General features: G+C 66.7%; 30 protein-coding genes. 7 read left to right on the plus strand and 23 right to left on the minus strand.

Translation table 11 applies throughout. The features are described 5' to 3' along the window. Window positions 1–3: 3 nt before the first annotated feature. From atpD to ACSFA0_RS22240, 8 genes are all read right to left on the minus strand, one after another. Window positions 4–1,419: a F0F1 ATP synthase subunit beta gene (gene atpD / locus ACSFA0_RS22205; protein ID WP_435452440.1), complete on the minus strand. Its 1,416-nt coding sequence runs from the start codon at window positions 1,417–1,419 to the stop codon at window positions 4–6. Window positions 1,420–1,465: 46 nt separating this feature from the next. Continuing rightward, window positions 1,466–2,341: a F0F1 ATP synthase subunit gamma gene (gene atpG, locus ACSFA0_RS22210; RefSeq protein ID WP_435452441.1), complete on the minus strand. Its 876-nt coding sequence runs from the start codon at window positions 2,339–2,341 to the stop codon at window positions 1,466–1,468. Between the two features lie 32 nt (window positions 2,342–2,373). Beyond that, entirely contained in the window at window positions 2,374–3,927 is a 1,554-nt protein-coding gene (gene atpA, locus ACSFA0_RS22215; protein WP_435452442.1) for a F0F1 ATP synthase subunit alpha, read from the minus strand. Window positions 3,928–3,972: 45 nt separating this feature from the next. Then, a complete protein-coding gene (locus tag ACSFA0_RS22220) occupies window positions 3,973–4,503 on the minus strand; it encodes a F0F1 ATP synthase subunit delta (protein WP_435452443.1) in 531 nt (176 codons plus the stop codon). Between the two features lie 7 nt (window positions 4,504–4,510). Then, entirely contained in the window at window positions 4,511–4,981 is a 471-nt protein-coding gene (locus ACSFA0_RS22225; protein WP_435452444.1) for a F0F1 ATP synthase subunit B, read from the minus strand. 33 nt (window positions 4,982–5,014) lie between these two features. Beyond that, window positions 5,015–5,284 carry a F0F1 ATP synthase subunit C gene (atpE, locus tag ACSFA0_RS22230; RefSeq protein ID WP_140844704.1) on the minus strand — a complete coding sequence of 90 codons (270 nt, stop codon included), beginning with the start codon at window positions 5,282–5,284 and terminating at the stop codon, window positions 5,015–5,017. Between the two features lie 64 nt (window positions 5,285–5,348). Next, a complete protein-coding gene (gene atpB / locus ACSFA0_RS22235; protein WP_435452445.1) occupies window positions 5,349–6,227 on the minus strand; it encodes a F0F1 ATP synthase subunit A in 879 nt (292 codons plus the stop codon). Between the two features lie 22 nt (window positions 6,228–6,249). Further along, window positions 6,250–6,696, minus strand: coding sequence for an ATP synthase subunit I (locus ACSFA0_RS22240; protein WP_435452446.1), 447 nt, complete (start codon window positions 6,694–6,696; stop codon window positions 6,250–6,252). 165 nt (window positions 6,697–6,861) lie between these two features. Between ACSFA0_RS22240 and ACSFA0_RS22245 the strand changes: the two genes are divergently transcribed. Genes ACSFA0_RS22245 through ACSFA0_RS22260 form a run of 4 tightly spaced genes read left to right on the plus strand, consistent with a single transcriptional unit; the run spans window position 6,862 to window position 9,829 of the window. Beyond that, on the plus strand, window positions 6,862–7,170 hold the full coding sequence (locus ACSFA0_RS22245) for a YbeD family protein (protein WP_435452447.1): 309 nt from the start codon (window positions 6,862–6,864) through the stop codon (window positions 7,168–7,170). After that, the gene (gene lipB / locus ACSFA0_RS22250) at window positions 7,167–7,940 is read left to right on the plus strand and encodes a lipoyl(octanoyl) transferase LipB (RefSeq protein WP_435452448.1); all 774 of its coding nucleotides are present in this window, start codon (window positions 7,167–7,169) and stop codon (window positions 7,938–7,940) included. Before ACSFA0_RS22245 ends, lipB begins: the two co-directional genes overlap by 4 nt. An 8-nt stretch (window positions 7,941–7,948) precedes the next feature. Continuing rightward, window positions 7,949–8,929: a lipoyl synthase gene (gene lipA, locus ACSFA0_RS22255; RefSeq protein WP_435452449.1), complete on the plus strand. Its 981-nt coding sequence runs from the start codon at window positions 7,949–7,951 to the stop codon at window positions 8,927–8,929. Between the two features lie 45 nt (window positions 8,930–8,974). Continuing rightward, window positions 8,975–9,829, plus strand: a complete 855-nt coding sequence (locus ACSFA0_RS22260; protein ID WP_435452450.1) for a DMT family transporter — start codon at window positions 8,975–8,977, stop codon at window positions 9,827–9,829. Here the strand turns inward: ACSFA0_RS22260 and ACSFA0_RS22265 are convergent. From ACSFA0_RS22265 to ACSFA0_RS22300, 8 genes are all read right to left on the minus strand, one after another. Next, window positions 9,761–11,170, minus strand: a complete 1,410-nt coding sequence (locus ACSFA0_RS22265; protein ID WP_435452451.1) for a HAMP domain-containing sensor histidine kinase — start codon at window positions 11,168–11,170, stop codon at window positions 9,761–9,763. The genes ACSFA0_RS22260 and ACSFA0_RS22265 overlap by 69 nt on opposite strands. Next, window positions 11,167–11,847 carry a response regulator transcription factor gene (locus ACSFA0_RS22270; protein ID WP_435452452.1) on the minus strand — a complete coding sequence of 227 codons (681 nt, stop codon included), beginning with the start codon at window positions 11,845–11,847 and terminating at the stop codon, window positions 11,167–11,169. Before ACSFA0_RS22270 ends, ACSFA0_RS22265 begins: the two co-directional genes overlap by 4 nt. Before the next feature lie 87 nt (window positions 11,848–11,934). Next, the gene (locus ACSFA0_RS22275) at window positions 11,935–12,390 is read right to left on the minus strand and encodes a Spy/CpxP family protein refolding chaperone (RefSeq protein WP_435452453.1); all 456 of its coding nucleotides are present in this window, start codon (window positions 12,388–12,390) and stop codon (window positions 11,935–11,937) included. A 174-nt stretch (window positions 12,391–12,564) separates the two neighbouring features. Continuing rightward, window positions 12,565–14,364: a phosphoenolpyruvate--protein phosphotransferase gene (gene ptsP, locus ACSFA0_RS22280; protein ID WP_435452454.1), complete on the minus strand. Its 1,800-nt coding sequence runs from the start codon at window positions 14,362–14,364 to the stop codon at window positions 12,565–12,567. Between the two features lie 106 nt (window positions 14,365–14,470). Continuing rightward, window positions 14,471–14,740 (minus strand): HPr family phosphocarrier protein, encoded by a 270-nt coding sequence (locus ACSFA0_RS22285; protein ID WP_435452455.1) that lies wholly within the window; start codon window positions 14,738–14,740, stop codon window positions 14,471–14,473. Continuing rightward, the gene (locus tag ACSFA0_RS22290) at window positions 14,709–15,164 is read right to left on the minus strand and encodes a PTS sugar transporter subunit IIA (protein ID WP_435452456.1); all 456 of its coding nucleotides are present in this window, start codon (window positions 15,162–15,164) and stop codon (window positions 14,709–14,711) included. The genes ACSFA0_RS22285 and ACSFA0_RS22290 overlap by 32 nt, the downstream gene beginning before the upstream one ends. A gap of 70 nt (window positions 15,165–15,234) precedes the next feature. Further along, entirely contained in the window at window positions 15,235–15,756 is a 522-nt protein-coding gene (locus ACSFA0_RS22295; RefSeq protein WP_435452457.1) for a hypothetical protein, read from the minus strand. 50 nt (window positions 15,757–15,806) lie between these two features. Further along, window positions 15,807–16,511 carry a DUF4197 domain-containing protein gene (locus ACSFA0_RS22300; protein WP_435452458.1) on the minus strand — a complete coding sequence of 235 codons (705 nt, stop codon included), beginning with the start codon at window positions 16,509–16,511 and terminating at the stop codon, window positions 15,807–15,809. Between the two features lie 13 nt (window positions 16,512–16,524). Between ACSFA0_RS22300 and ACSFA0_RS22305 the strand changes: the two genes are divergently transcribed. Next, window positions 16,525–17,022, plus strand: a complete 498-nt coding sequence (locus ACSFA0_RS22305) for a TlpA disulfide reductase family protein (RefSeq protein ID WP_435452459.1) — start codon at window positions 16,525–16,527, stop codon at window positions 17,020–17,022. Between the two features lie 67 nt (window positions 17,023–17,089). Here the strand turns inward: ACSFA0_RS22305 and ACSFA0_RS22310 are convergent, their stop codons facing one another. Then, the gene (locus tag ACSFA0_RS22310; protein WP_435452460.1) at window positions 17,090–17,545 is read right to left on the minus strand and encodes a c-type cytochrome; all 456 of its coding nucleotides are present in this window, start codon (window positions 17,543–17,545) and stop codon (window positions 17,090–17,092) included. Window positions 17,546–17,695: 150 nt separating this feature from the next. Here ACSFA0_RS22310 and ACSFA0_RS22315 point away from each other — a divergent pair, with 150 nt between their 5' ends. Both ACSFA0_RS22315 and ACSFA0_RS22320 read left to right on the plus strand, forming a co-directional pair. Continuing rightward, entirely contained in the window at window positions 17,696–18,406 is a 711-nt protein-coding gene (locus tag ACSFA0_RS22315) for a cytochrome b/b6 domain-containing protein (RefSeq protein ID WP_435452461.1), read from the plus strand. Then, window positions 18,403–18,981, plus strand: a complete 579-nt coding sequence (locus tag ACSFA0_RS22320) for a GNAT family N-acetyltransferase (protein ID WP_435452462.1) — start codon at window positions 18,403–18,405, stop codon at window positions 18,979–18,981. The genes ACSFA0_RS22315 and ACSFA0_RS22320 overlap by 4 nt, the downstream gene beginning before the upstream one ends. Window positions 18,982–18,994: 13 nt before the next feature. Here the strand turns inward: ACSFA0_RS22320 and ACSFA0_RS22325 are convergent, their stop codons facing one another. The 6 genes from ACSFA0_RS22325 to rplV form a co-directional block, all read right to left on the minus strand. Next, a complete protein-coding gene (locus ACSFA0_RS22325) occupies window positions 18,995–19,501 on the minus strand; it encodes a peroxiredoxin (RefSeq protein ID WP_435452463.1) in 507 nt (168 codons plus the stop codon). Window positions 19,502–19,575: 74 nt separating this feature from the next. After that, window positions 19,576–19,845, minus strand: coding sequence for a 30S ribosomal protein S17 (gene rpsQ, locus ACSFA0_RS22330; RefSeq protein ID WP_262073158.1), 270 nt, complete (start codon window positions 19,843–19,845; stop codon window positions 19,576–19,578). 9 nt (window positions 19,846–19,854) lie between these two features. Continuing rightward, the gene (rpmC, locus tag ACSFA0_RS22335; RefSeq protein WP_435452476.1) at window positions 19,855–20,061 is read right to left on the minus strand and encodes a 50S ribosomal protein L29; all 207 of its coding nucleotides are present in this window, start codon (window positions 20,059–20,061) and stop codon (window positions 19,855–19,857) included. Between the two features lie 62 nt (window positions 20,062–20,123). Then, window positions 20,124–20,540, minus strand: coding sequence for a 50S ribosomal protein L16 (rplP, locus tag ACSFA0_RS22340; protein ID WP_262073157.1), 417 nt, complete (start codon window positions 20,538–20,540; stop codon window positions 20,124–20,126). Window positions 20,541–20,592: 52 nt separating this feature from the next. Beyond that, window positions 20,593–21,525, minus strand: coding sequence for a 30S ribosomal protein S3 (gene rpsC / locus ACSFA0_RS22345; RefSeq protein ID WP_435452464.1), 933 nt, complete (start codon window positions 21,523–21,525; stop codon window positions 20,593–20,595). Between the two features lie 13 nt (window positions 21,526–21,538). Continuing rightward, a complete protein-coding gene (gene rplV, locus ACSFA0_RS22350) occupies window positions 21,539–21,871 on the minus strand; it encodes a 50S ribosomal protein L22 (RefSeq protein WP_007838134.1) in 333 nt (110 codons plus the stop codon). Window positions 21,872–21,876: the final 5 nt, after the last annotated feature.

Raw genomic sequence — 21,876 nt, forward strand, 5'->3', positions numbered from 1 at the left:
GCTTTACGCGACCTTTTTGGCTTTCTCGAAGGCTTCGTCGATGGTCCCGACCATGTAGAACGACTGTTCCGGCAGGTGGTCGCATTCGCCGGCCACGATCATCTTGAAACCACGGATGGTTTCCGACAGCGGCACGTACTTGCCGGGCGAACCCGTGAACACTTCGGCCACGTGGAACGGCTGCGACAGGAAGCGCTGGATCTTCCGGGCGCGGGCCACGGCCAGCTTGTCGTCCGGCGCCAGTTCGTCCATGCCCAGAATCGCGATGATGTCGCGCAGTTCCTTGTAGCGCTGCAGCGTGCCTTGCACGGCGCGGGCCACGTTGTAGTGCTCTTCACCGACCACGTTCGGGTCGAGCTGGCGCGAGGTCGAGTCCAGCGGATCGACGGCCGGATAGATACCCAGCGAGGCGATGTCACGCGACAGCACCACGGTCGAGTCCAGGTGGGCGAAGGTCGTGGCAGGCGACGGGTCGGTCAAGTCGTCCGCAGGGACGTACACGGCCTGAATCGAGGTGATCGAGCCGACCTTGGTCGACGTGATCCGCTCCTGCAGGCGACCCATTTCCTCGGCCAGCGTCGGCTGGTAGCCCACGGCGGAAGGCATGCGGCCCAGCAGGGCGGACACTTCGGTACCGGCCAGCGTGTAGCGATAGATGTTGTCCACGAAGAACAGCACGTCACGGCCTTCGTCGCGGAACGACTCGGCGATGGTCAGGCCGGTCAGTGCCACGCGCAGACGGTTGCCCGGGGGCTCGTTCATCTGGCCGTAGACCATGGCGACCTTCGACTCCTCGAGCTTCTCGAGGTTCACGACGCCGGAGTCGGCCATCTCGTGATAGAAGTCGTTGCCTTCGCGGGTCCGCTCGCCCACACCGGCGAACACCGACAGACCCGAGTGGGCCTTGGCGATGTTGTTGATGAGTTCCATCATGTTCACGGTCTTGCCCACGCCGGCACCACCGAACAGGCCCACCTTGCCGCCCTTGGCGAACGGGCACACCAGGTCGATCACCTTGATGCCGGTTTCCAGCAGGTCGGTCGACGGCGAGAGTTCGTCGTAGGCCGGTGCCTTGCGGTGGATGGATGCGGTGACTTCCTGGCCGACCGGGCCGCGCTCGTCGATGGGCGCGCCCAGCACGTCCATGATGCGGCCGAGCGTGGCCTTGCCCACGGGCACGGTGATCGGCTTGCCGGTGTTGGTCACCATCAGGCCGCGGCGCAGGCCGTCGGACGAACCGAGGGCAATGGTGCGCACCACGCCGTCACCCAGCTGCTGCTGCACTTCGAGCGTGAGGGCGCTGCCCTCGAACTTCAGGGCGTCATAGATCTTGGGCATCTGGTTGCGCGGAAATTCCACGTCGACCACGGCACCGATACATTGAACGATCTTGCCTTGCACTGCATTGGCTTGAGCCATCATCTGCTCCAATTAATTTTTGAATCTGGTTGACGTCGAGGCTGGCTCAGACGCCGGCGGCCGCCGCAGCGCCCGACACGATTTCCGACAGCTCTTTGGTGATGCCGGCCTGGCGGGTCTTGTTGTAGACCAGCTTGAGTTCGGCGATCACGTTGCCGGCGTTGTCGGTGGCGGACTTCATGGCCACCATGCGCGCGGACTGCTCCGACGCCATGTTCTCGGCCACCGCCTGGTACACCAGCGACTCGGCATAGCGCACCAGCAGTTCGTCGATCACGCTGGCCGCGTCGGGCTCGTAGATGTAGTCCCACGCATGCTGACCCTTCTCGGCCTTCAGCGTGTCGGCCGCGAGCGGCAGCAGCTGCTCGACCACCGACTCCTGGCGCATCGTGTTGATGAACTTGGTGTAGCAGAGGTAGACCGCATTGACCTTGCCCTCGGCATACGCGTCGAGCAGCACCTTCACCGGGCCGATCAGCTTGTCGAGGTGCGGCGTGTCGCCCAGCTGGGTGACATGCGACACCACGCGGGCGCCGATGCGGTTGAGGAAGCCCAGGCCCTTGTTGCCGATGGCCACCGCCTCGACCGCCACGCCGGCCGCCTGCTGCTCGCGCAGCTTGGTGGTCAGCGCGCGCAGCACGTTGGTGTTCATGCCGCCGCACAGCCCCTTGTCGGTCGTCACCAGGATGTAGCCCGCGGCCTTCGCCTCGTTCGTTTTCATGAACGCGTGCGTGTACTCCGGGTTGGCCTGGCCGAGGTTCGCCGCGATGGTGCGGATCTTCTCGCTGTACGGGCGCGCGGCGCGCATGCGCTCCTGCGCCTTGCGCATCTTCGACGCGGCCACCATTTCCATGGCCTTGGTGATCTTCTTGGTGTTCTCCACCGATTTGATCTTGCCGCGGATTTCCTTGCCGGCTGCCATAGATGCTCCTTAAGCCTTGCTGTCGATCGCCATCAGGCGAACGATTTTTTGAACGTCGTGATCGCGGCGGTGAGTTCGGCCTCGGCGTCCTTGTCGAGCGCCTTGGCCTTCTCGATCTTGTCGAGCAGCGCCGCGTGGCTGGTCTTCAGGAACTGGTGCAGGCCGTGTTCGAAGGGCAGAACCTTCTTGACGTCCAGGTCGTCCATGAAACCCTTGTTCACCGCGAACAGCGTGGCACCCATCAGCGAGATGGGCAGCGGGCTGTACTGGGCCTGCTTGAGCAGTTCGGTCACGCGGGCACCGCGGTCGAGCTGTTTGCGGGTGGCTTCGTCCAGGTCGGAGGCGAACTGCGCGAACGCAGCCAGCTCACGGTACTGGGCCAAGTCGGTACGGATACCGCCCGACAGGCTCTTGATGATCTTCGTCTGGGCGGCCGAACCCACGCGCGACACCGAGATACCGGCGTTGATGGCGGGACGGATGCCGGCGTTGAACAGCGACGTTTCCAGGAAGATCTGGCCGTCGGTGATCGAGATCACGTTGGTCGGCACGAAGGCCGACACGTCGCCAGCCTGCGTTTCGATGATCGGCAGCGCCGTCAGCGAACCGGTCTTGCCCTTGACTTCACCCTTGGTGAAGGCTTCGACGTAGTCGGCGTTCACACGCGCTGCGCGTTCGAGCAGACGGCTGTGGAGATAGAACACGTCGCCAGGGTAGGCTTCGCGGCCTGGCGGGCGGCGCAGCAGCAGCGAGACCTGGCGGTAGGCCACGGCTTGCTTGGACAGGTCGTCATACACGATCAGGGCGTCTTCGCCGCGGTCGCGGAAGTACTCGCCCATCGTGCAGCCCGAGTAGGCCGACACATACTGCATGGCGGCCGATTCCGACGCGGAAGCGGCGACCACGATCGTGTAGTCCATGGCACCGGCTTGTTCCAGTGCGCGCACCACGTTCTTGATCGACGAAGCCTTCTGGCCGATCGCGACGTAGACGCAGGTCACGCCCTGGCCCTTCTGGTTGATGATCGCGTCGATCGCCACGGCCGTCTTGCCGGTCTGGCGGTCGCCGATGATCAGCTCGCGCTGGCCGCGGCCGATCGGCACCATGGAGTCGATCGACTTCAGGCCGGTCTGCAGCGGCTGGTCGACGGACTTCCGTGCGATCACGCCCGGCGCGACCTTTTCGATCACGTCGGTCATCTTGGCGTTGATCGGGCCCTTGCCGTCGATCGGCTGGCCCAGTGCGTTCACCACGCGGCCGATGAGCTCGGGGCCCACGGGCACTTCCAAGATGCGGCCCGTGCACTTCACGGTGTCGCCTTCGGAGATGTGTTCGTACTCGCCCAGAATCACGGCGCCGACCGAGTCGCGCTCGAGGTTCAGGGCCAGGCCGTACGACGGCGTGCCGTCGGCGGTGGGCGTGAACTCCAGCATTTCGCCCTGCATCGCGTCCGACAGGCCGTGCACGCGCACGATGCCGTCGGTCACCGAGACCACGGTGCCCTGGTTGCGAATGTCAGCGCTGACGCCAAGGCCCTCGATGCGGCTCTTGATCAGTTCGGAAATTTCTGCGGGATTGAGTTGCATGACTCTTTCCTTCTTTCAATAAATGGGGCCAACCGCCTCGCCGCATCAAGCGGTGAGCGCTGCTTTCATTTGCTCGAGACGCGCCTTGACGGACGTGTCGAGGACTTCATCGCCCACCACGGCACGGATGCCGCCGATGAGCGACGGGTCGAGTTCGACCCGCGTGTTCAGCTTGCGGCCGAAGCGGCGTTCCAGCGACTCGGCCACGGTCTTGAGACCGGCTTCGTCGATCGGGAAGGCGCTGTAGACCACGGCATCCGACGCGCCGCGCTGGGCGTTCTTCAGCAGCCTGAACTGGACGGCGGCTTCGGGCAGCGCGGCCAGACGACCGTTGTCGATCACGGTGCGCAGGAAGTTCTGACCGGCGACCGGAAGGCCGTTGGACACGAACCCCGACACCAGATCGAACACCTGTTCGGGCGCAACCTTCGGGTCGGAGGCGAACTGCAGCAGCTGCGGGTTGCCAGCGACGGCGGCAAGCTGGTCGAGCCAGCCGGCCGTGCCGTCGAGGTCGCTTGCCGATGCCTTGAACAGCGCTTCGGCGTAAGGACGGGCGATGGTGGCGAGTTCGGCCATGTCGTCCTCAGAGCTCGGTCTTCAGGCGATCGAGCAGGTCGGCGTGGACGCCGGCATTGACTTCCTTGCGGAGAATCTGCTCGGCACCCTTGACGGCCAGCGCGGCAACCTGCTCGCGCAGCGCCTCACGGGCACGCACCGATTGCTGTTCGGCCTCGGCCTGCGCGGCAGCCACGATCTTGTTGGCCTCCAGCGTGGCACGGCCCTTGGCCTCTTCGACGATCTGCTGGGCGCGCCGCTCGGCGTCGGCCAGAAGATTGGTCGTCTCGTTGCGGGACTTCACCAGTTCCTGCTCGACGCGCTGATTGGCAGAAGCGAGTTCCGCCTTGGCCTTCTCGGCGGCCGCCAGGCCCGCGGCGATCTTTTGTGCGCGTTCGTCCAGCGCCTTTGCGATGGGCGGCCACACGAACTTCATCGTGAACAGCACCAGCAGCAGGAAGACGATGGCCTGAACGAACAGGGTCGCGTTGATACTCACGGCAACACCTTTCTTGAGTGGCGTTGAACGGGATTACTTCGGCAGGTTGGCCAGGAAGGTCGCGGCGAACGGGTTGGCGAAGGCGAACAGCAGGGCGATTGCCACACCGATCAGGAAGGCAGCGTCGATCAGACCGGCCAAGATGAACATCTTGGTTTGGAGGTCGTTCATGAGCTCGGGTTGGCGTGCCGACGATTCGAGGAACTTGCCGCCCATCAGTGCGATGCCGATGGACGCACCGATCGCGCCGAGACCGACGATCAAACCACATGCCAGAGCGACGAGACCGAGAATGTTTGCCATGATGACTCCTTAGATTACAGATGAAAGCGAAAAGAAAAAACGAAAACGGGAACGGTAACCAGGCCTAGTGGCCCTCATGCGCCTGACCCAGATAAATGAGTGTGAGCATCATGAAAATGAATGCCTGCAGCGTGATCACCAGGATGTGGAAGATCGCCCAGACGGTTCCGGCAATGATGTGCCCGACTGGCAGCAGCACTCCCGAGAACGAAGCTGCCATCGCACCACCCATGAGTGCGATCAGCATGAAGACGAGTTCGCCGGCATACATGTTGCCGAACAGCCGCATGCCGTGCGAGACGGTCTTGGCGAGGTATTCGATGACCTGCATCAGCAGGTTGATGGGCCACAGCACCGGGTGCGCACCGAAGGGCGCGGTGATGAGCTCATGGCCCCAGCCGCCCAGGCCCTTGACCTTGATACCATAGAACAGGCACAGCAGCAGCACGGACGTCGACAGACCCAGCGTGGTCGAGAGGTCGGCCGTCGGCACGACGCGCATGTAGGCGTGGTGCGGGTCGTGGCCAGCCGCCTCGAACGCTTGCGCCCAGAGCGCCGGGAACAGGTCGACCGGCAGCATGTCCATCGCGTTCAGCAGGAAGATCCAGACGAACACGGTCAGCGCCAGCGGCGCGATGAACTTGCGGCTCTGCGCGTTATGCACATTGGCCTTGGCCTGGCTGTCGACCATCTCGACGAGCATCTCGACCGCGGCCTGGAAGCGGCCCGGAACGCCCGAGGTGGCCTTGCGCGCGGCGAGCCACAGCACGAAGCAGCCGATCACGCCGACCAGCAGCGCCCACAGCACCGAGTCGAGGTTGATGACGTTGAAGTCGACGATGGCTTTTTGGGTCACCGGTTCGAGGGCCCAGTTCACCTGCCAATGCTGCAAATGGTGAACGATGTATTCACTCGCGGTCGGTGCGTGTCCTTCTGCGGCCATCTTTCAGCGTCTCTTTAAAGAATCAAATCCGGTTCAACAATCTGGGCCGCACCACAAGGGCGACCCAGTACATCTTCATCGCTGCCACGATGCCAGCCAGCATCGCCAGCCAACTCAGGTCACCGATCACCCAGGGTGCCGCCGCCAGAAAGGCCACGGTCAACGCCAGCTTGATCAGCTCCCAGACAAAAAACCTCAGCATGGCGGCCGACGGGTTACCCGCCTGCGTGCCCCTCATTGCACCCCGGACGAACAACGCCGCCGGGACCGCCACTGCCATTGCTCCGTAAAGTGCCGACGCGCCGGCCACCGGCCGACCTGTCCACATCCAAGCGATGCCTGCCACGATCAATCCTGCGACCACTTGGGCCACGATCACCCACCAGGGCGAAGGTTCGGGATTGGCATCGCGCAGCTGCTGCGCCTGTTCGGCGGTGAGCGGCTTGAATTCGGCGTCTTCGACATCCATCTCGGACTCTGGCGTGCTTGTTGTCATGGTTGTGTGCACTGCCGGTGGCCGAAGGCTGCCTAAAATTTACAAAGCCATTGATTATAAGTAAAAACCCCTTGCATTCCGCCATGACCAAGCACATCAACGGGGAACTTCCTTCGCTTGACACCTTCACCGACGCCCATGACGACTCCAGCACCCACCGCCGCGCCTGAAATTCCGACCGACATCCGCAAGGAATCGCTCATCGAATATCCGTCCCAGTTCCCGATCAAAGTGATGGGCGCGAAGGTCGACGGCTTCGTGCATGCCGTCACGCAGATCGCGGAGAAGTTCGACCCGAAGTTCGACGCCAGCACCATCGAGCTGCGCACCAGCAAGGAAGGCAACTACCTGGGCGTGACCGTCACCGTGACGGCCACCAGCCGAGAGCAGCTCGACGATCTCTATCGCGCCCTGTCGTCGCACCCCATGGTGAAGGTCGTGCTTTGACCCTGGCCGTGCGGCCCACGCTGGTGCCGACGCTGCTCGGCCATGTCGAGTACCTGGAAACCTACGACGCGATGCGCCGCTTCGCCGCCGAGCGGGGCGAACACACGCCCGATGCGCTGTGGCTGTGCGAGCACCCGCCCGTCTTCACGCAGGGCCTGGCCGGCAAGGCGGACCACCTGCTGAACCCCGGCGCGATCCCGGTCGTGCAGACCGACCGCGGCGGGCAGGTGACGTACCACGGCCCCGGGCAGGTCGTAGCCTACCCCTTGCTCGACCTGCGACGCACCGGCTACTTCGTGAAGGAGTACGTCTACCGCATCGAAGAATCGGTGCTGCGCACGCTGGCGCACTTCGGCGTCACCGGGCACCGCGTGGCCGGCTCGCCCGGCATCTACGTGCGTCTGGACGATCCGTTTTCTCATGCGGCGCTGACACGCCCCCACGCTCCGCCGCTGCGCGGGTCGCTGCCCCCCGAGGGGGCTGATTCGCCTTGGGGCGGCCCGGCGGCAAATCCCGGCCCCTTCTCCCCGGCGGACCCGTTTCGCGGCCTCGGCAAGATCGCCGCGCTGGGCATCAAGGTGGCGCGCCACGGCACGTACCACGGCGTGTCCTTCAATGTCGCGATGGACCTGGAACCCTTCTCCCGCATCAACCCTTGCGGCTACGCAGGGCTGCGAACGGTCGACCTTTCTACAATCGGGGTCCACATCCCCTGGGAAGAAGCCGCGCACGTGCTGAGCCAGAAGCTCGTCACCTACCTGGCGCCTTGAGAGCCCCTATGAGCACCACCGAAGTCGTCCGCGAGGCGCAGAGCGCCGAAAACTACAACCCGCTGGCCAAGCAGAAGGCCGGCGCCAAGCTGTCGCGCATCCCGGTGAAAGTGGTGCAGGGCGAAGTGCTCAAGAAGCCCGAGTGGATCCGCGTCAAGGCCGGCTCGCCCACCACCCGCTTCTACGAGATCAAGCAGATACTGCGCGAGAACAACCTGCACACGGTGTGCGAGGAAGCCTCGTGCCCGAACATCGGCGAATGCTTCGGCAAGGGCACGGCCACGTTCATGATCATGGGCGACAAGTGCACCCGCCGCTGCCCGTTCTGCGATGTCGGCCACGGCCGGCCCGACCCGCTGGACCAGGACGAGCCGCTGAACCTGGCGCGCACCATCGCCAAGCTGCGCCTGAAGTACGTGGTGATCACCAGCGTCGACCGCGATGACCTGCGTGACGGCGGCAGCGGCCACTTCGTCGAGTGCATCCGCAACATCCGAGAGCTGTCGCCCACGACGCAGATCGAGATCCTGGTGCCCGACTTCCGCGGCCGCGACGACCGCGCGCTCGAGATCCTCAAGGCCGCGCCGCCGGACGTGATGAACCACAACCTGGAAACCGCGCCGCGCCTCTACAAGGAAGCGCGCCCCGGCAGCGACTACCAGTTCAGCCTGAACCTGCTGAAGAAATTCAAGGCGCTGCACCCGAGCGTGCCGACCAAGAGCGGCATCATGGTCGGCCTCGGCGAGACCGACGAAGAGATCCTGCAGGTGATGCGCGACATGCGCGCGCACGACATCGACATGCTGACCATCGGCCAGTACCTGTCGCCATCGAATTCGCACCTGCCGGTGCGCCGCTACGTGCACCCCGACACCTTCAAGATGTTCGAGGAAGAGGCCTACAAGATGGGCTTCAGCCACGCCGCCGTGGGTGCGATGGTGCGCTCGAGCTACCACGCCGACGAGCAGGCGCACGCCGCCGGCGTCTGAGCATCGGGCGGCTTGCGGACGGTCGTCCGCTTATGCTCGCCGCCCATGTCTTCCGCCACCTTGTTGGCCCTTGGCGCGATCGCGTTCTGGGCTACTCTCGCCTCGCTGGGCACCGCGCTCGCCCATGTTCCCCCCTTCCTGCTCACCGGCCTCGCCCTGACGATCGGCAGCGTGCTGGGTCTGCCGGCCCTGCTGCGCAACCGCAGCGCCTGGGCGGTGCCGCCTCGCACACTGGCGCTGGGCATCTACGGGCTCTTCGGCTTTCACTTCCTGCTATTCATCGCGCTGCGCAACGCGCCGCCGGTCGAAGCCAACCTGGTGAACTACCTGTGGCCGCTCTTCATGGTGGTGCTGGCGCCGGTGCTGCTGAAGGGCGTGACGCTGCGGCCGCTGCACGTCGTCGCCGCGCTGCTTGGTTTCGCAGGGGCGGCGATCGCCATCCTGGGGGCGCGCAGTGGCGGCGTCACGGTGGGCGCGACCTCCTCCGCGACCTGGGGCTTCGTGCCGGCGCTGGGGTCGGCCTTCATCTGGGCCAGCTACTCGCTGTGGACGCAGCGGGTTCCGGCCTTCTCCACCGCGGCCATCGGCCTGTTCGGGTTGGTCTCGGGCATGCTGGCCCTGGCTTGCCATGCGTTGCTGGAGCCCTCGGTCGCCCTGAGTGGCCGTGACTGGCTGCTGATCGCGCTGTGCGGCCTCGGCCCGCTCGGCGCAGCGTTCTATCTGTGGGACATGGCCCTCAAGCGCGGCGACGCGCGGCAGATCGGCATCCTGAGCTACCTCACGCCGTTGGCGTCGACCGGCCTGCTGCTCGTGCTGACCGGTCGGCCACTGTCATGGACGATCGCGCTGGCCGCGCTGATGATCATCTCGGCCGCCATGATCGGCACGCGCGCCCGCTGAGGCACCGTCGAGCGGCAGGGACAACTCGACGGCGAGCCCCGGCCGCGCCTGACGCACCTGCAGCGTGCCGCCATGCGCCTCCGCCACCAGCCGGCACAGGTACATGCCCAGCCCGACGCCCCCGGTGGCGCGTTGCCGCGCGCTGTCAGCGCGGAAGAAGGGCTCGGTGAGGTGCGCCAGTTGCGCGTCGTCGACACCCGGGCCGAAGTCGCGCACCTCGAGCACCACGCCCCCCTCGGCGGCCGGCCGCAAACTCAGCACCGGCGGCTCCGTCGCCTCGGCCCCGTGGCGCTGCGCGTTGTCCAGCAGGTTACGCACCAGCAGCCGCATGCGCGTGCGGTCGAGCGCCAGCGTCGGCAAGTTGTCGGCCACATCGAGCCGCACGGGGACGGCACCCGGCATCTCGCCCGCGGTGTCGCGTACCAGCGCGGCCAGATCGACCGGCTCGCGGTGCAGCGCGGTGTGCGGGCCGGCCAGACGTTCGCTCTCGAGCAGGTCGGTGATCAGGTCGCGCATCTCATTGAGGTCACGCAGCAGCGCGGCACGCTCGACCGCGCCCTCGTCGGTGGCGGGCAACAGCTCGGCATTGAGCCGTGCGCGGGTGAGTGGCGAGCGCAGCTCGTGGCTCAGCGCCAGCAGCAGCGCACGCTTGGCGTCGAACATGCCGCGGATGTCATGCGCCATCGTGTTGATGCGCTGCGCCAGGTCGCCCAGCTCATCGCGCCGCCGCAACGGGATGGGCTGATCGAACTCGCCGCGGCCGAAGCGATCGGCGCCCACGCGGATATCGTCGAGCGGGCGCAGCAGCTTGCGCACATAGGCGTAGGCGGCCAGGATCAGCGCGAGCAGCAACGCCAGCGTCAGCCAGCCGATGCCGTGCGGCTTGTCCTGCCACGGTGAGGCGCCCAGGCCGAAGGTGACGACGTGGCCGTCCGCAGTGCCGCGGCGGAACCAGGTGTCGCGCGCTTCACCCTCGCCGTCGCCCATTGCCTGCCGGTCGTGGCGGTCGGACCACCCTCCGCGCCGCGCCTTGTCCGGGTGCGAATCCCACTGCACCGTCGGCCCGTCGATGCGGATCGTGATCGGCAACCGCGCCACCAGCGCCTGCGCACGCGCGATGTCGGGCGGGCTGCCGATTTCGGCCACCAGGCGGTCGGTGTAGTCGGTCAGCAACGGCTTGGCCGCATCGCGCCAGCCGGTCGAGAAGGCACGCTGCATGCCGGCCAGGAACACGACGCCCATCGCGAACGCCAGTAGCACGAACACCGTGATGAGCCGTAGCCGCAGCGAATGCTTCCAGCGCTGCCGCCAGCGTTGCTCGGCGTTCGCGCGGCGCCTCATCGGGCGACAGCCAGCGCGTAGCCCGCGTTGCGCAGCGTCTTGATGCAATCCAGCGGCTCGAGCTTCTTGCGCAGCCGGCTGATCACGATGTCGACGGCACGCGTGTACAGCTCGGCCTCCTGGCCGCGCAGCTGGTTGAGGATGTCGTCGCGGTTCCACACCTTGCCCGGCTGCCGCGCGAGCAACGCCAGCAGTTCGAATTCGGTGCCCGTGAGTTCCACGCGCTCGCCCTGGCGCAGCACCTCGCGCCGGTCGAGGTCGACCACGAGTCCGTCGAACACCAGGCGCTGCGGCGTCGCCGTCGGTACGGCGGGTTTGCGCTGCCGCCGCAGGATGGTCTGCACGCGCGCCACCAGCTCGCGCGGCTCGAAGGGCTTGGGCAGGTAGTCGTCGGCACCGAGCTCGAGCCCGACCACGCGGTCCATCACGTCGCCGCGGGCCGTGAGCATCACGATGGGAATGTCGCTCTCCGCGCGGATCACGCGGCACAGCGCGAAGCCGTCCATCTCGGGCAGCATCACGTCGAGGATGGCGGCGTCGTAGTGCGCGGCCCGCAGCCTGGCCAGGCCGTCGCTCGGCCGCGTCGCGCTGTCGAGCACGCAGTCGAAGCGCGCGAAGTAGGTGGCCAGCGGCGCGGCCAGGTGCTCGTCGTCGTCGATCAGCAGGATGCGTGACATGCGCGGATTGTGCCTAGCCGCACCGGACCACAGCAGGCCGGCGATCAGGCTCGCGGGCATCGGCGCGACGCGGCGCATGCAGCCGCCTCAACCATGCCGACCCCAGCGGCGACCGCGCTCCATGAAGTCGCGCACCTGCTGCTGTTGCGCGGGCCGCAGGTGGTCGAAGAAGTCGGCAGCGGCGGCGATGACCTCGGGGCTGCCGTTGCGCAGGGCCGCCGTCTTCTCTTCCACCAGGCGCGTGGCGCCGGCCTGGTCGAACGCGCTCCCCGCGAACAATGCCTTGAACTGGGTACGCGGGTCGGCGCTGCCATGCAGGGCCGCGCGCTGCGCCTGGAGCTTGTCGGCCAGCACGTCGAGCTTCTGCTTCTGCGAGGCGTCGAGCTCGAGCTTGCTGCCGACCCGCTCGACGATGCGGGCGCGGAGTTCGGCCGGATCGCCGTGCCCCCAGCCGTGGCGCTGCGCGGCACAGCCGGCGATGCTGCCGACCACCAGGGCGCCGCCGAAAAGGCCGAGGAGGCTGCGTCGAATCCACGTCTTCATGATGCGGTCTCCGCGCTGGACGAGTGAAGGCGAAAGGTCATGTCGGGCTCCTGGTCTCAAGGAAGTGAAGGAGCCTCGATGGTGCGACGCGCGCCGGGCGGCGTCCTTTCGCCGCCGTATCGTTATGTTTCGTTTGATGACGACGCTCCCGCGCCGCGAAACTTCGGTCGCCGTTCAGCGGGGCGCGCTGAGCAACGCGGCCGGATCGTCGGCCTCAAGCACGCTCTGCGCCCAGGACGCGAGCTTGCCGGTGTCGGCACGCAGCACCTCCTGCTTGACGGCGAGGATCTGCGACGGGTGCATCGAGAAGCTGCGCAGCCCCAGGCCGAGCAGCAGGCGCGTGAAGGCGATATCGCCCGCCATCTCGCCGCACACGCTCACGCCCTTGCCCTGGCGGCGGCATTCGGCGATGGTGTCGGCCACCAGGCGCAGCACGGCAGGGTGCGCCGGGTCGTACAGGTGCGCCACGGCCTCATCGGCGCGGTCGATGGCCAGCGTGTACTGGATCAGGTCGTTGGTGCCGATCGACAGGAAATCGAAGTACTTGAGGAAGATCCGCACCGTGAGCGCGGCGGCCGGGATCTCGATCATCGCGCCGAGCTTGACGGCGCCGTGCACCGCGCCACGCCGGTCGAGCTGCGCACGCGCCTCGTCGATCAAGGCCAGCGTCTGGCGGATCTCGCTGGCGTGCGCCAGCATCGGGATGAGCAGGTGGATCTCGCCATGCGCCGCAGCCCGCAAGATGGCCCGCAGCTGGGTCAGGAACATGGCGGGGTCGGCCAGGCTCCAGCGGATGGCGCGCAGCCCGAGCGCGGGGTTCAGGTGCTCCTGCCGCCCAGCTTTGCCGTCCAGCGGCTTGTCGGCACCGACGTCGATGGTGCGGATCGTCACGGGCATGCCCTGCATGCCTTCGACCGCGCGTCGGTAGGCCTGGTACTGCTCTTCCTCGTTGGGCAGCCGCGTGAGCTGCTGCGCCTCACGGCCCATGAAGAGGAATTCGCTGCGAAACAGACCGACGCCCACAGCGCCGGCCTTGACGGCGCCCAGCGTGTCTTCGGGCATCTCGATATTCGCGAGCAGGTCGACGCGTTCGCCGTCGAGCGTCACCGCTGGCTTGTGGCGCAGGCGAACGAGGCGACCGCGCTCGAGCTCGCCCTGACGCTGCTTGAAGCCGTATTCGGCCAGGATGATCGGCGACGGGTCGACGATCACCACGCCGGCATCGCCGTCGATGATGACCCAGTCGTCCTGCCGCACCAGCTGGCTCGCGGTGCGCGCGCCGACCACGGCCGGGATGTCCATGCTGCGCGCCACGATGGCGGTGTGCGAGGTGCGGCCGCCGACATCGGTCACGAAGCCGGCGAACACGCTCTTCTTGAACTGCAGCATGTCGGCCGGCGACAGGTCGTGCGCGATCAGCACCAGCGGCGCATCCACGCCTTCGCCGCTGGTCGGGTCGTGGTGCTCGTCGTCGGCCGCGGCGCGCTTGCGCTTCGGCGGTGTCGGCGCCAGCACGGCCGCGGTGCCCTTCATGCGATGCAGCATGCGCTCGACGACCTGCTCCAGGTCGGCCTTGCGCTCGCGCAAGTACTCGTCCTCCATCTCGTCGAACTGGCGCGCGATCACCTCGAGCTGCGTGGTGAGCGCCCATTCGGCGTTGTAGAGCCGGTCGGTGATCCAGTGCTTGACGCCGTCGCTGAGGGCCTCGTCCTGCAGCAGCATCTGGTGCACCTCGAGCAGCGCGGCCAGTTCGTGCGGCGCCTCGCTCGGGCCCATCAGCGCGACGCTGGCCTGCAGCTTGGTCAGCTCGTCCGCCACCGCGTTGCGCGCACTGCGCACGCGCTGGATCTCGGTCTCGACCTGTTCCGGCTTGATGAAGTAATGCGCGACGTCAATGCGACTCGACACCACCAGCACCGCGCGCCCGATGGCGATGCCGCGGGCCACCGGGAGGCCGTGGACAGCGAAAGTCATGGAACGACGCGCGCGACCGACAACCGGCCGGCGCCGGGCCGCCCCAAGCCGGCCGCGCCCCCTCGGGGGGCAGCGACGACACGCAGTGCGGAGCGTGGGGGCGACATCACTCGCCTTCGCCGAACTTGTCGTTCATCAGGGCAACGAGCGCGTCCATCGCCTGTTGCTCCTGGTCGCCGTTCGTCTCGAGCTCGACGGTCGCGCCGAGGCCGGCGGCCAGCATCATCACGCCCATGATGCTCTTGGCGTTGACGCGGCGCTCGCCGCGGGCCAGCCAGACTTCGCAGGGGAAGCTGCCGGCAAGCTTGGTGAGCTTGGCCGACGCGCGTGCGTGCAGGCCCAGCTTATTGCTGATGGTCACGGATGTCTTGATCACTGTGCTTTCTTCTCGCCTGGTTCTGAGGAGCGGAAACCGCGACTTGCATGACGCCGGCGGTGCCGCCGGCCATGGCCCGCTGCACCAGCGCCTCGAGCGGCTCGTTGCGGTAGCTCACCGCGCGCAGCAGCATGGGCAGGTTGACCCCGGCCACCAGCCGCGAGCGCGCCCCGTCGACCAGCTTCTGCGCCACGTTGCAGGGCGTGGCGCCGAACACGTCGGCCAGCACGAGGACCTGCGAGCGCGGTGCGCGCAACGCCATCTCGAGGGTGATGCGCGCGGCCGCCAGCGTCTCTTCGGGCGACACGTTGGGTAGCACGTCGAGCGCGGCGATGTGCCGCTCGCAGTCGGGAAACACATGCAGCGCGCACTGACGCAGCGCCTGGGCGAGCGGAGCGTGGGCAATGATGAAGATGCTGTTCATGCGGCGCGATGGGTCGGGCGTCGATTATGCGGGCCGCCCGAGCCTGTAGCGGGACGTTCGGTGAGGCGGTTCACGGCAGCCGCAGGCCTTCGTCGAAGGTGGCGAACGCATCCGCGGCCGACGGCCGGCCGAGCACCGTGGCCTGATAGAGCGACACGCCGCCAGCACGCGTTTGCGCGAACCACAGCAGATGCGCCGGGGACTGGCCGCTGCCCTCGAGGCGAATCGGTGCCGGTTGCAATGCGGCGCGCGGCAGCGTGGCGGGGGTTTCGGTGGGTCGCGCATCCGCCAGTTGCGCACGCGTGGCCGCGCGCCAGGCGTTCAGCCAGGCCTCGGCCTGGGCTGCATTGGCGGCACGCGCGTGCGCCACCGCGAAGGTCGCGCCGCCCGCCTCGCAGCCGACCACCTCGACCGTGACCGAGGTATTGCCGAGCGGCAGGGCCCGGGTGGCGCGATCGGGCTTGCAGGGCAGCATCGCGACCAGGCCGCCATCGCCCACCGGCACCTCGCGCCAGTTGAAGGTCGGGCTGCAGGCCGCCGAAACGGCCGCGATGAGAAAGGCCAGCAGACCGGCACGGGAAGGAAGACGCATGGGGTGGCGATTATCGAGCCGACAGCCGGCCCTGGCCGTCGCCCTCGTTCTCAACGGATGGCGCCGAACACCTTCTGCAGAATCGCGCTGCCGCTGCCGACCGGGTCCTGGCGGATCTTGCGTTCTTCCTCGCCGATCATGAGGTACAGGCCGTCGAGCGACTTGCCGGTGACATAGCCCTGGAGGTTCGCGTCTTCCTTCTTCACCAGGCCGAAGCCCGCGGCCTTGCCGGCGAACTTGTTGTACTTCTCGGCGAGCTTGACCTTCACGGTGGCGGCGGTCACCACCGGAAGGAAGCGCTCGGTCAGCGGCGCGCGCGTCTTGCCCGCGAAGAACTGCGTCACCGAGTTCTCGCCGCCAGTCAGAATGCCCTTCGCATCGGTCACGCTCATGGTGCGCACGGCGTTGATCAGCAGGTCCTTGGCGGCGGGCACCGCTTGCTCGGCAGCGCGGTTCATGGCCGTCACCAGTTCGTCGATGCGGTTGCCCTGGCCCATCATGCGCAGCACCTTCGAGCCGTCTTCCAGGTAACCGGGCAAGGGGATGCGCACCTTGGGGTTGCCGAGAAAGCCGTCGGGCCGGCCCAGCAGGCTCACGGCCACAGTCGCGCCCTTTTCGAGCGCGGCCTTGACGCCACCCGAGGCATCGGCGGCACTGAGGTCGCCGAGTGACAGCGCGTGAGCGCGCTGCGTGGCGAGCAATACCAGAGAAGCCGGCACGGCGAGGCAGGCGGAACTAAAATTGCGACGCTTCATCGATCCATCTCCCATGAAAAAAATCATCCCTGTCGCCGCGCTCGCGATCGCTTTGGCCGTCGGCGCGGGTGTGTACCTGAACACCGGCGTCTCGGCCGCGCCGGCATCGACCTTCGTGTTGCTCGACGGCAGCAAGAAGACGACCGACGACCTCAAGGGCAAGGTGACGCTGGTGAATTTCTGGGCCACCAGTTGCGTGACCTGCGTCGCCGAGATGCCCAAGGTGATCGCCACCTACGACAAGTACAAGGCACAAGGCTACGACACCTTGGCCGTCGCCATGCGCTACGACCCACCGAGCTACGTGGTGAACTTCGCGGAAACGCGGAAATTGCCTTTCCAGGTGGCGATCGACAACACCGGTGACGTCGCCAAGGCCTGGGGCGACGTGACGCTCACACCGACGACCTACATCGTCAACAAGCGCGGCGAGATCGTGAAGCGCTACGTCGGCGAGCCTGACTTCGCCGAGCTGCACAAGCTGATCGAGAAGCTGCTGGCCGAGGCCTGAGCCACGCGGGCGCCGAAGCGAAGGCACCGTGAGGTGCCTTTTTTACGTCGGCCCGCGGCTCAGGGCGTCAGCGCGCGCGGAAGCTGTCGTGGCAGGCTTTGCAGGACGCGCCGGCCGGGCCGATGGCGGCCTTGATGGCGTCCAGGTTGCCGGTCTTGGCGGCGGCGGCCAGCTTGACCATTTCGCCCTGCGCCTTGCCGGCCAGGTCCTGGAACTTCGCCTGCTCGGTCCAGACCTCCGGACGGGCCTTGCCGCCCTCGGTGCCGGGGCCGAACGCCACCCACGGCTGCTTGATGAGCTCGGCCACACGGGCCGCGCTCTCGTCGGCCACCTTGGCGTTGAAGTCGTCGCGGCCCGACGCCATGTCGGCGACCCGCTTGAAATTCTGCTGCAGTTCCTTCAGCGTGGCCTGACGGAACTTGATCGCGTCCTCGGGCTTGTCGAACTTCTGCGGCTGGGCCAGGGCGGGCAGCGCGGCGACAGCGAGCATCGCGGCACATGCCAGGGCGGCAAGACGAATCATGGCTTTCCTTTTTTGGATCGTGGGGACGGCACCGCGGCGCAGCGCCGACGGCAGTGTAGGGGCGCGCGTCCGCGCCGGCGTCAGCACAAGGATTTCCCATCGCGAGGCACGGATTTGCTAATCTGCGCCTTCCACTGCCCTTCCCGCCCGATGACGCCCCCCGCTGCTTCCCCTGCGCGCTCCACGCCGCCTGCCGGCGGGGTGCGCGTCCGCATCTGGGACCTGCCCACGCGCCTGTTCCATGGGCTGCTGGCTGCCGCGGTGATCGGGGTGCTGGTCACCGGCTGGACCGGCGTCATGGACTGGCACTTCCGCCTCGGCTATGCGGTCATGGCGTTGCTGCTGTTCCGGCTCGTGTGGGGTGTGGTCGGTGGGCGCTGGTCGCGCTTCTCGGCCTTCGTCCACAGGCCGCGTTCGGTGGCCGCGTACCTGCGGGGTCAGGCGCATCCGGACCACCTCATCGGGCACAACCCGCTCGGGGCGCTGTCAGTCTTCGCGATGCTGGCGATCCTGATGCTCCAGGTCGCGACCGGCCTGGTCTCGGATGACGCGATCACCTACGCCGGGCCGCTGGCGCACACCGTCTCGGGGGCGTTGAGCGGGCTCGCGACTTACTGGCATGCGGTATGGGGCAAGTGGGTGGTGATCGGGCTCATCGTGCTGCACCTGGCCGCGGTGCTCTACTACGCCGCGGTGCGTCGTCAGCGGCTCGTGGCGCCGATGATCACGGGCGACAAGGTGTTTCCGCCGGACACAGCGATAGCGCCCAGTCGCGACGTCGCCGGATCGCGCTGGCTGGCGCTGGCCCTGTTCGCCGGCTGCGTCGCCGTGGTCGGCTGGATCAGCTCGATTCGCCCATGAGCTTCTCGCCCTCCCGCCCTCTGCCGCTGGCCGGCGCGCCGGACATCGTGCTCATCATGCCGCACGCCCCGGCGGAGCTCGCTGCCGCGCGATCGATCTTCCAGGAATACGCCTCAGGGCTCGGCATCGACCTGTGCTTCCAGCATTTCGACGAGGAGCTGCTGCAACTGCCCGGTGACTACGCCGAGCCCCGGGGCGCACTCTTGCTGGCGCTGGTCGATGCCGGTGCGCACGAGGCGCCCGGCACGCCGGCGCTGACGCTGACAGACGGCCGGGCGGCGCATGTCGCGGGGTGCTGCGCCTTGCGGCCGCTCGACACTGCCGACTACCCGAACGCGGCGGAGATGAAGCGGCTCTACGTGCGCCCCGGCTTCCGCGGGCTGGGGCTCGGCCGGCGCTTGGTGGAATCCATCCTGGATGCGGCGCGCGCTGCCGGCTACGCCTGCGTGCTGCTCGACACGCTGGATGACATGGAGTCTGCGCGGGCGCTGTACGAAGACCTGGGCTTCACCGAGGTACCGCCCTACTACCACAACCCGATCGCGGGCTCGCACTACCTCAAGGTCGAGCTGTAGCGCGAGCGCGGGCTCAACCCCTGGCTTGCGCCAGCAGCGTCTCGGCGTTGCTCACCTCGAACTTGCCGGGTGCCTCGACGTTGAGCGACGCCACCTTGCCGTCCTTCACCAGCATCGAATAGCGGTTGCTGCGCAGGCCCATGCCGCGGCCGGTGAGGTCGAGCGTCAGGCCGGTCGCCTTGGCGAAGTCGGCACTGCCGTCGGCCAGCATCCGAACCTTGGTGCCGGTCTTCTGGTCGCGCGCCCAGGCCCCCATCACGAAGGCGTCGTTGACGCTCAGGCACCAGATCTCGTCGACGCCCGCGGCCTTGAAGTCGTCGAAGTGCTGCACGTAGCCCGGCACATGCTTGGCCGAGCAGGTCGGCGTGAAGGCGCCGGGCAGCGCGAACACCGCAATCGTCTTGCCGGCCGCCGCCTTCGTCACGTCCACCGCATTGGGCCCGATGCTGCAGCCCTCGCCTTCGACTTCCGAATACTCCATGAGGGTGACCGAGGGGAGGGAATCGCCGACTTTGATCATGATGAGAATGCTCCAGACAAAAAAGAAAACGGCCCACATTGTGGGCCGTTTCCGGGGTGGCTGTGTGCCGGGGGTCAGACCAGGGCGGCCTTCTCGACCAAACGGGTCACGACCCAGTTCTTGGTCTTCGAGATCGGCCGGCTTTCGGTGATCTCGATGGTGTCGCCGAGGTGGTACTCGCCCTTTTCGTCATGGGCGTGGTACTTGCTCGTCTTGGCCACGATCTTGCCGTAGAGCTCGTGCTTCACACGACGCTCGACCAGCACGGTCACGGTCTTCTCACGCTTGTCGCTTACGACCTTGCCGATCAAGGTGCGCTTGAGGGATTTTTTAGCTTCCGTCATGTCTGCTCCTTACTTGGCGGCGGTCTCTTGCGACTTCTGCGCAAGGATGGTTTTGGCGCGAGCGATGTCGCGACGTGTCACGCGCAGCGTCGAGGTGTTCGACAGCTGTTGCGTGGCCTTCTGCATGCGCAGACCGAAATGGGCCTTCTGCAGATCCTTGATTTCGGTTGTCAGGCCGGCGACGTCTTTTTCGCGCAGCGTTGCAGCCTTCGACACCTTGACCGGCTTGGCCGCGGCGTCCTTCTTCTTACGTGTTGCCATGAGTGTTCTCTCCTCGATCAGGTGCCGAGCTGGCGCGCGACGAAGGTGGTACGCAGCGGCAGCTTGGCGGCAGCCAGGCGGAACGCTTCGCGGGCGAGTTCTTCGGGCACGCCGACGATCTCGAACACGATCTTGCCGGGCTGAATCTCGGCCACGTAGTACTCGGGGTTGCCCTTGCCGTTACCCATCCGCACTTCTGCGGGCTTGGTCGAAATCGGCTTGTCGGGAAACACGCGGATCCAGATGCGGCCACCGCGCTTCACGTGACGCGAGATCGCGCGACGTGCGGCTTCGAGTTGGCGCGCGGTCAGACGGCCGCGGTCGGTGCATTTCAGGCCGAAGTCGCCGAAGGCGACCGAATTGCCCGTGGTCGCAACACCGGTGTTGCGGCCCTTTTGTTCCTTGCGGAACTTTCTACGTGCAGGTTGCAGCATGTTTTCTTACTCCGTGATGACCCCAAGCGCTTGCGCGCCCAGGGGCGACCGATTACTCGGTCTTGGCACCGTCAGCTGCTGCAGCTGGCGCGGCTTTGCGGACGCGCTTAACGGCGGGTTTCGAGTCTGCACCCGGTGCTGCCGGAGCACCACCGGTGGCTTCTGCGGGCTTGTCGCTGCCGTCGGCCGGGGCGGTGTTGCCACCGATCGGACCACGGGCACCGGCACGCGGGCCAGAGCTCGGGCCACGACGGTCCGAACCCGGACGGTCGCCACCCGGGCGGCCATCGCGACGCGGACCGCGGGGGCGACGCTCGTCGTCAGGACGCGGCGTTTCGACGGCCGGCAGGTCGTTACGACCCAGCGTGTCGCCCTTGTAGACCCAGACCTTGACGCCGATGACGCCGTACGTGGTCTTGGCTTCCGAGGTGCCGTAGTCGATGTCGGCGCGCAGGGTGTGAAGCGGCACGCGACCTTCGCGGTACCACTCGCAACGTGCGATTTCGATGCCGTTCAAGCGGCCCGACGACATGATCTTGATGCCCTGGGCACCCAGACGCATGGCGTTCTGCATGGCACGCTTCATGGCGCGGCGGAACATGATCCGCTTCTCGAGCTGCTGCGTGATGCTGTCGGCGATCAGCTTGGCATCGATTTCGGGCTTGCGCACTTCTTCGATGTTCACGGCGACCGGCACACCCAGCTGCTTGCCGAGTTCGCGCTTGAGGTTCTCGATGTCTTCGCCCTTCTTGCCGATCACGACGCCCGGACGTGCCGAGTAGATCGTGATGCGTGCATTCTTGGCGGGACGCTCGATCATCACGCGGGAAACCGACGCGTTCTTGAGCTTCTTCTTCAGGTACTCGCGCACCTTGATGTCCTCCGCCAGCATGCCGGCGAAGTCCTTGTTGCTGGCATACCAGCGGCTGGACCAGTTACGGGTGACCGCAAGGCGGAAACCGGTGGGGTGGATTTTTTGTCCCATAGTCTTCCGGCCTTTAGTTGCCAACCGTCACGTACACGTGGCACGTGGGCTTGCTGATGCGGTTGCCGCGGCCCTTGGCGCGGGCGGTGAAGCGCTTGAGCGTGGCGCCTTGTTCGACGTAGATGGTCTTGACCTTCAACTCGTCGATGTCGGCACCGTCGTTGTGCTCGGCGTTGGCAATCGCCGACTCGAGCACCTTCTTGATGATCACAGCGGCCTTTTTCTGCGTGAACTGCAGAACGTTGAGCGCTTGATCGACCTTCTTGCCGCGGATGAGGTCCGCGACCAGACGGCCCTTGTCGACCGACAGGCGGACACCGCGGAGGACTGCACGTGTTTCAGACATGGTCG

Origin of the sequence: Variovorax restrictus (genome assembly GCF_051216715.1) — a bacterium.
GTDB lineage: Bacteria > Pseudomonadota > Gammaproteobacteria > Burkholderiales > Burkholderiaceae_C > Variovorax.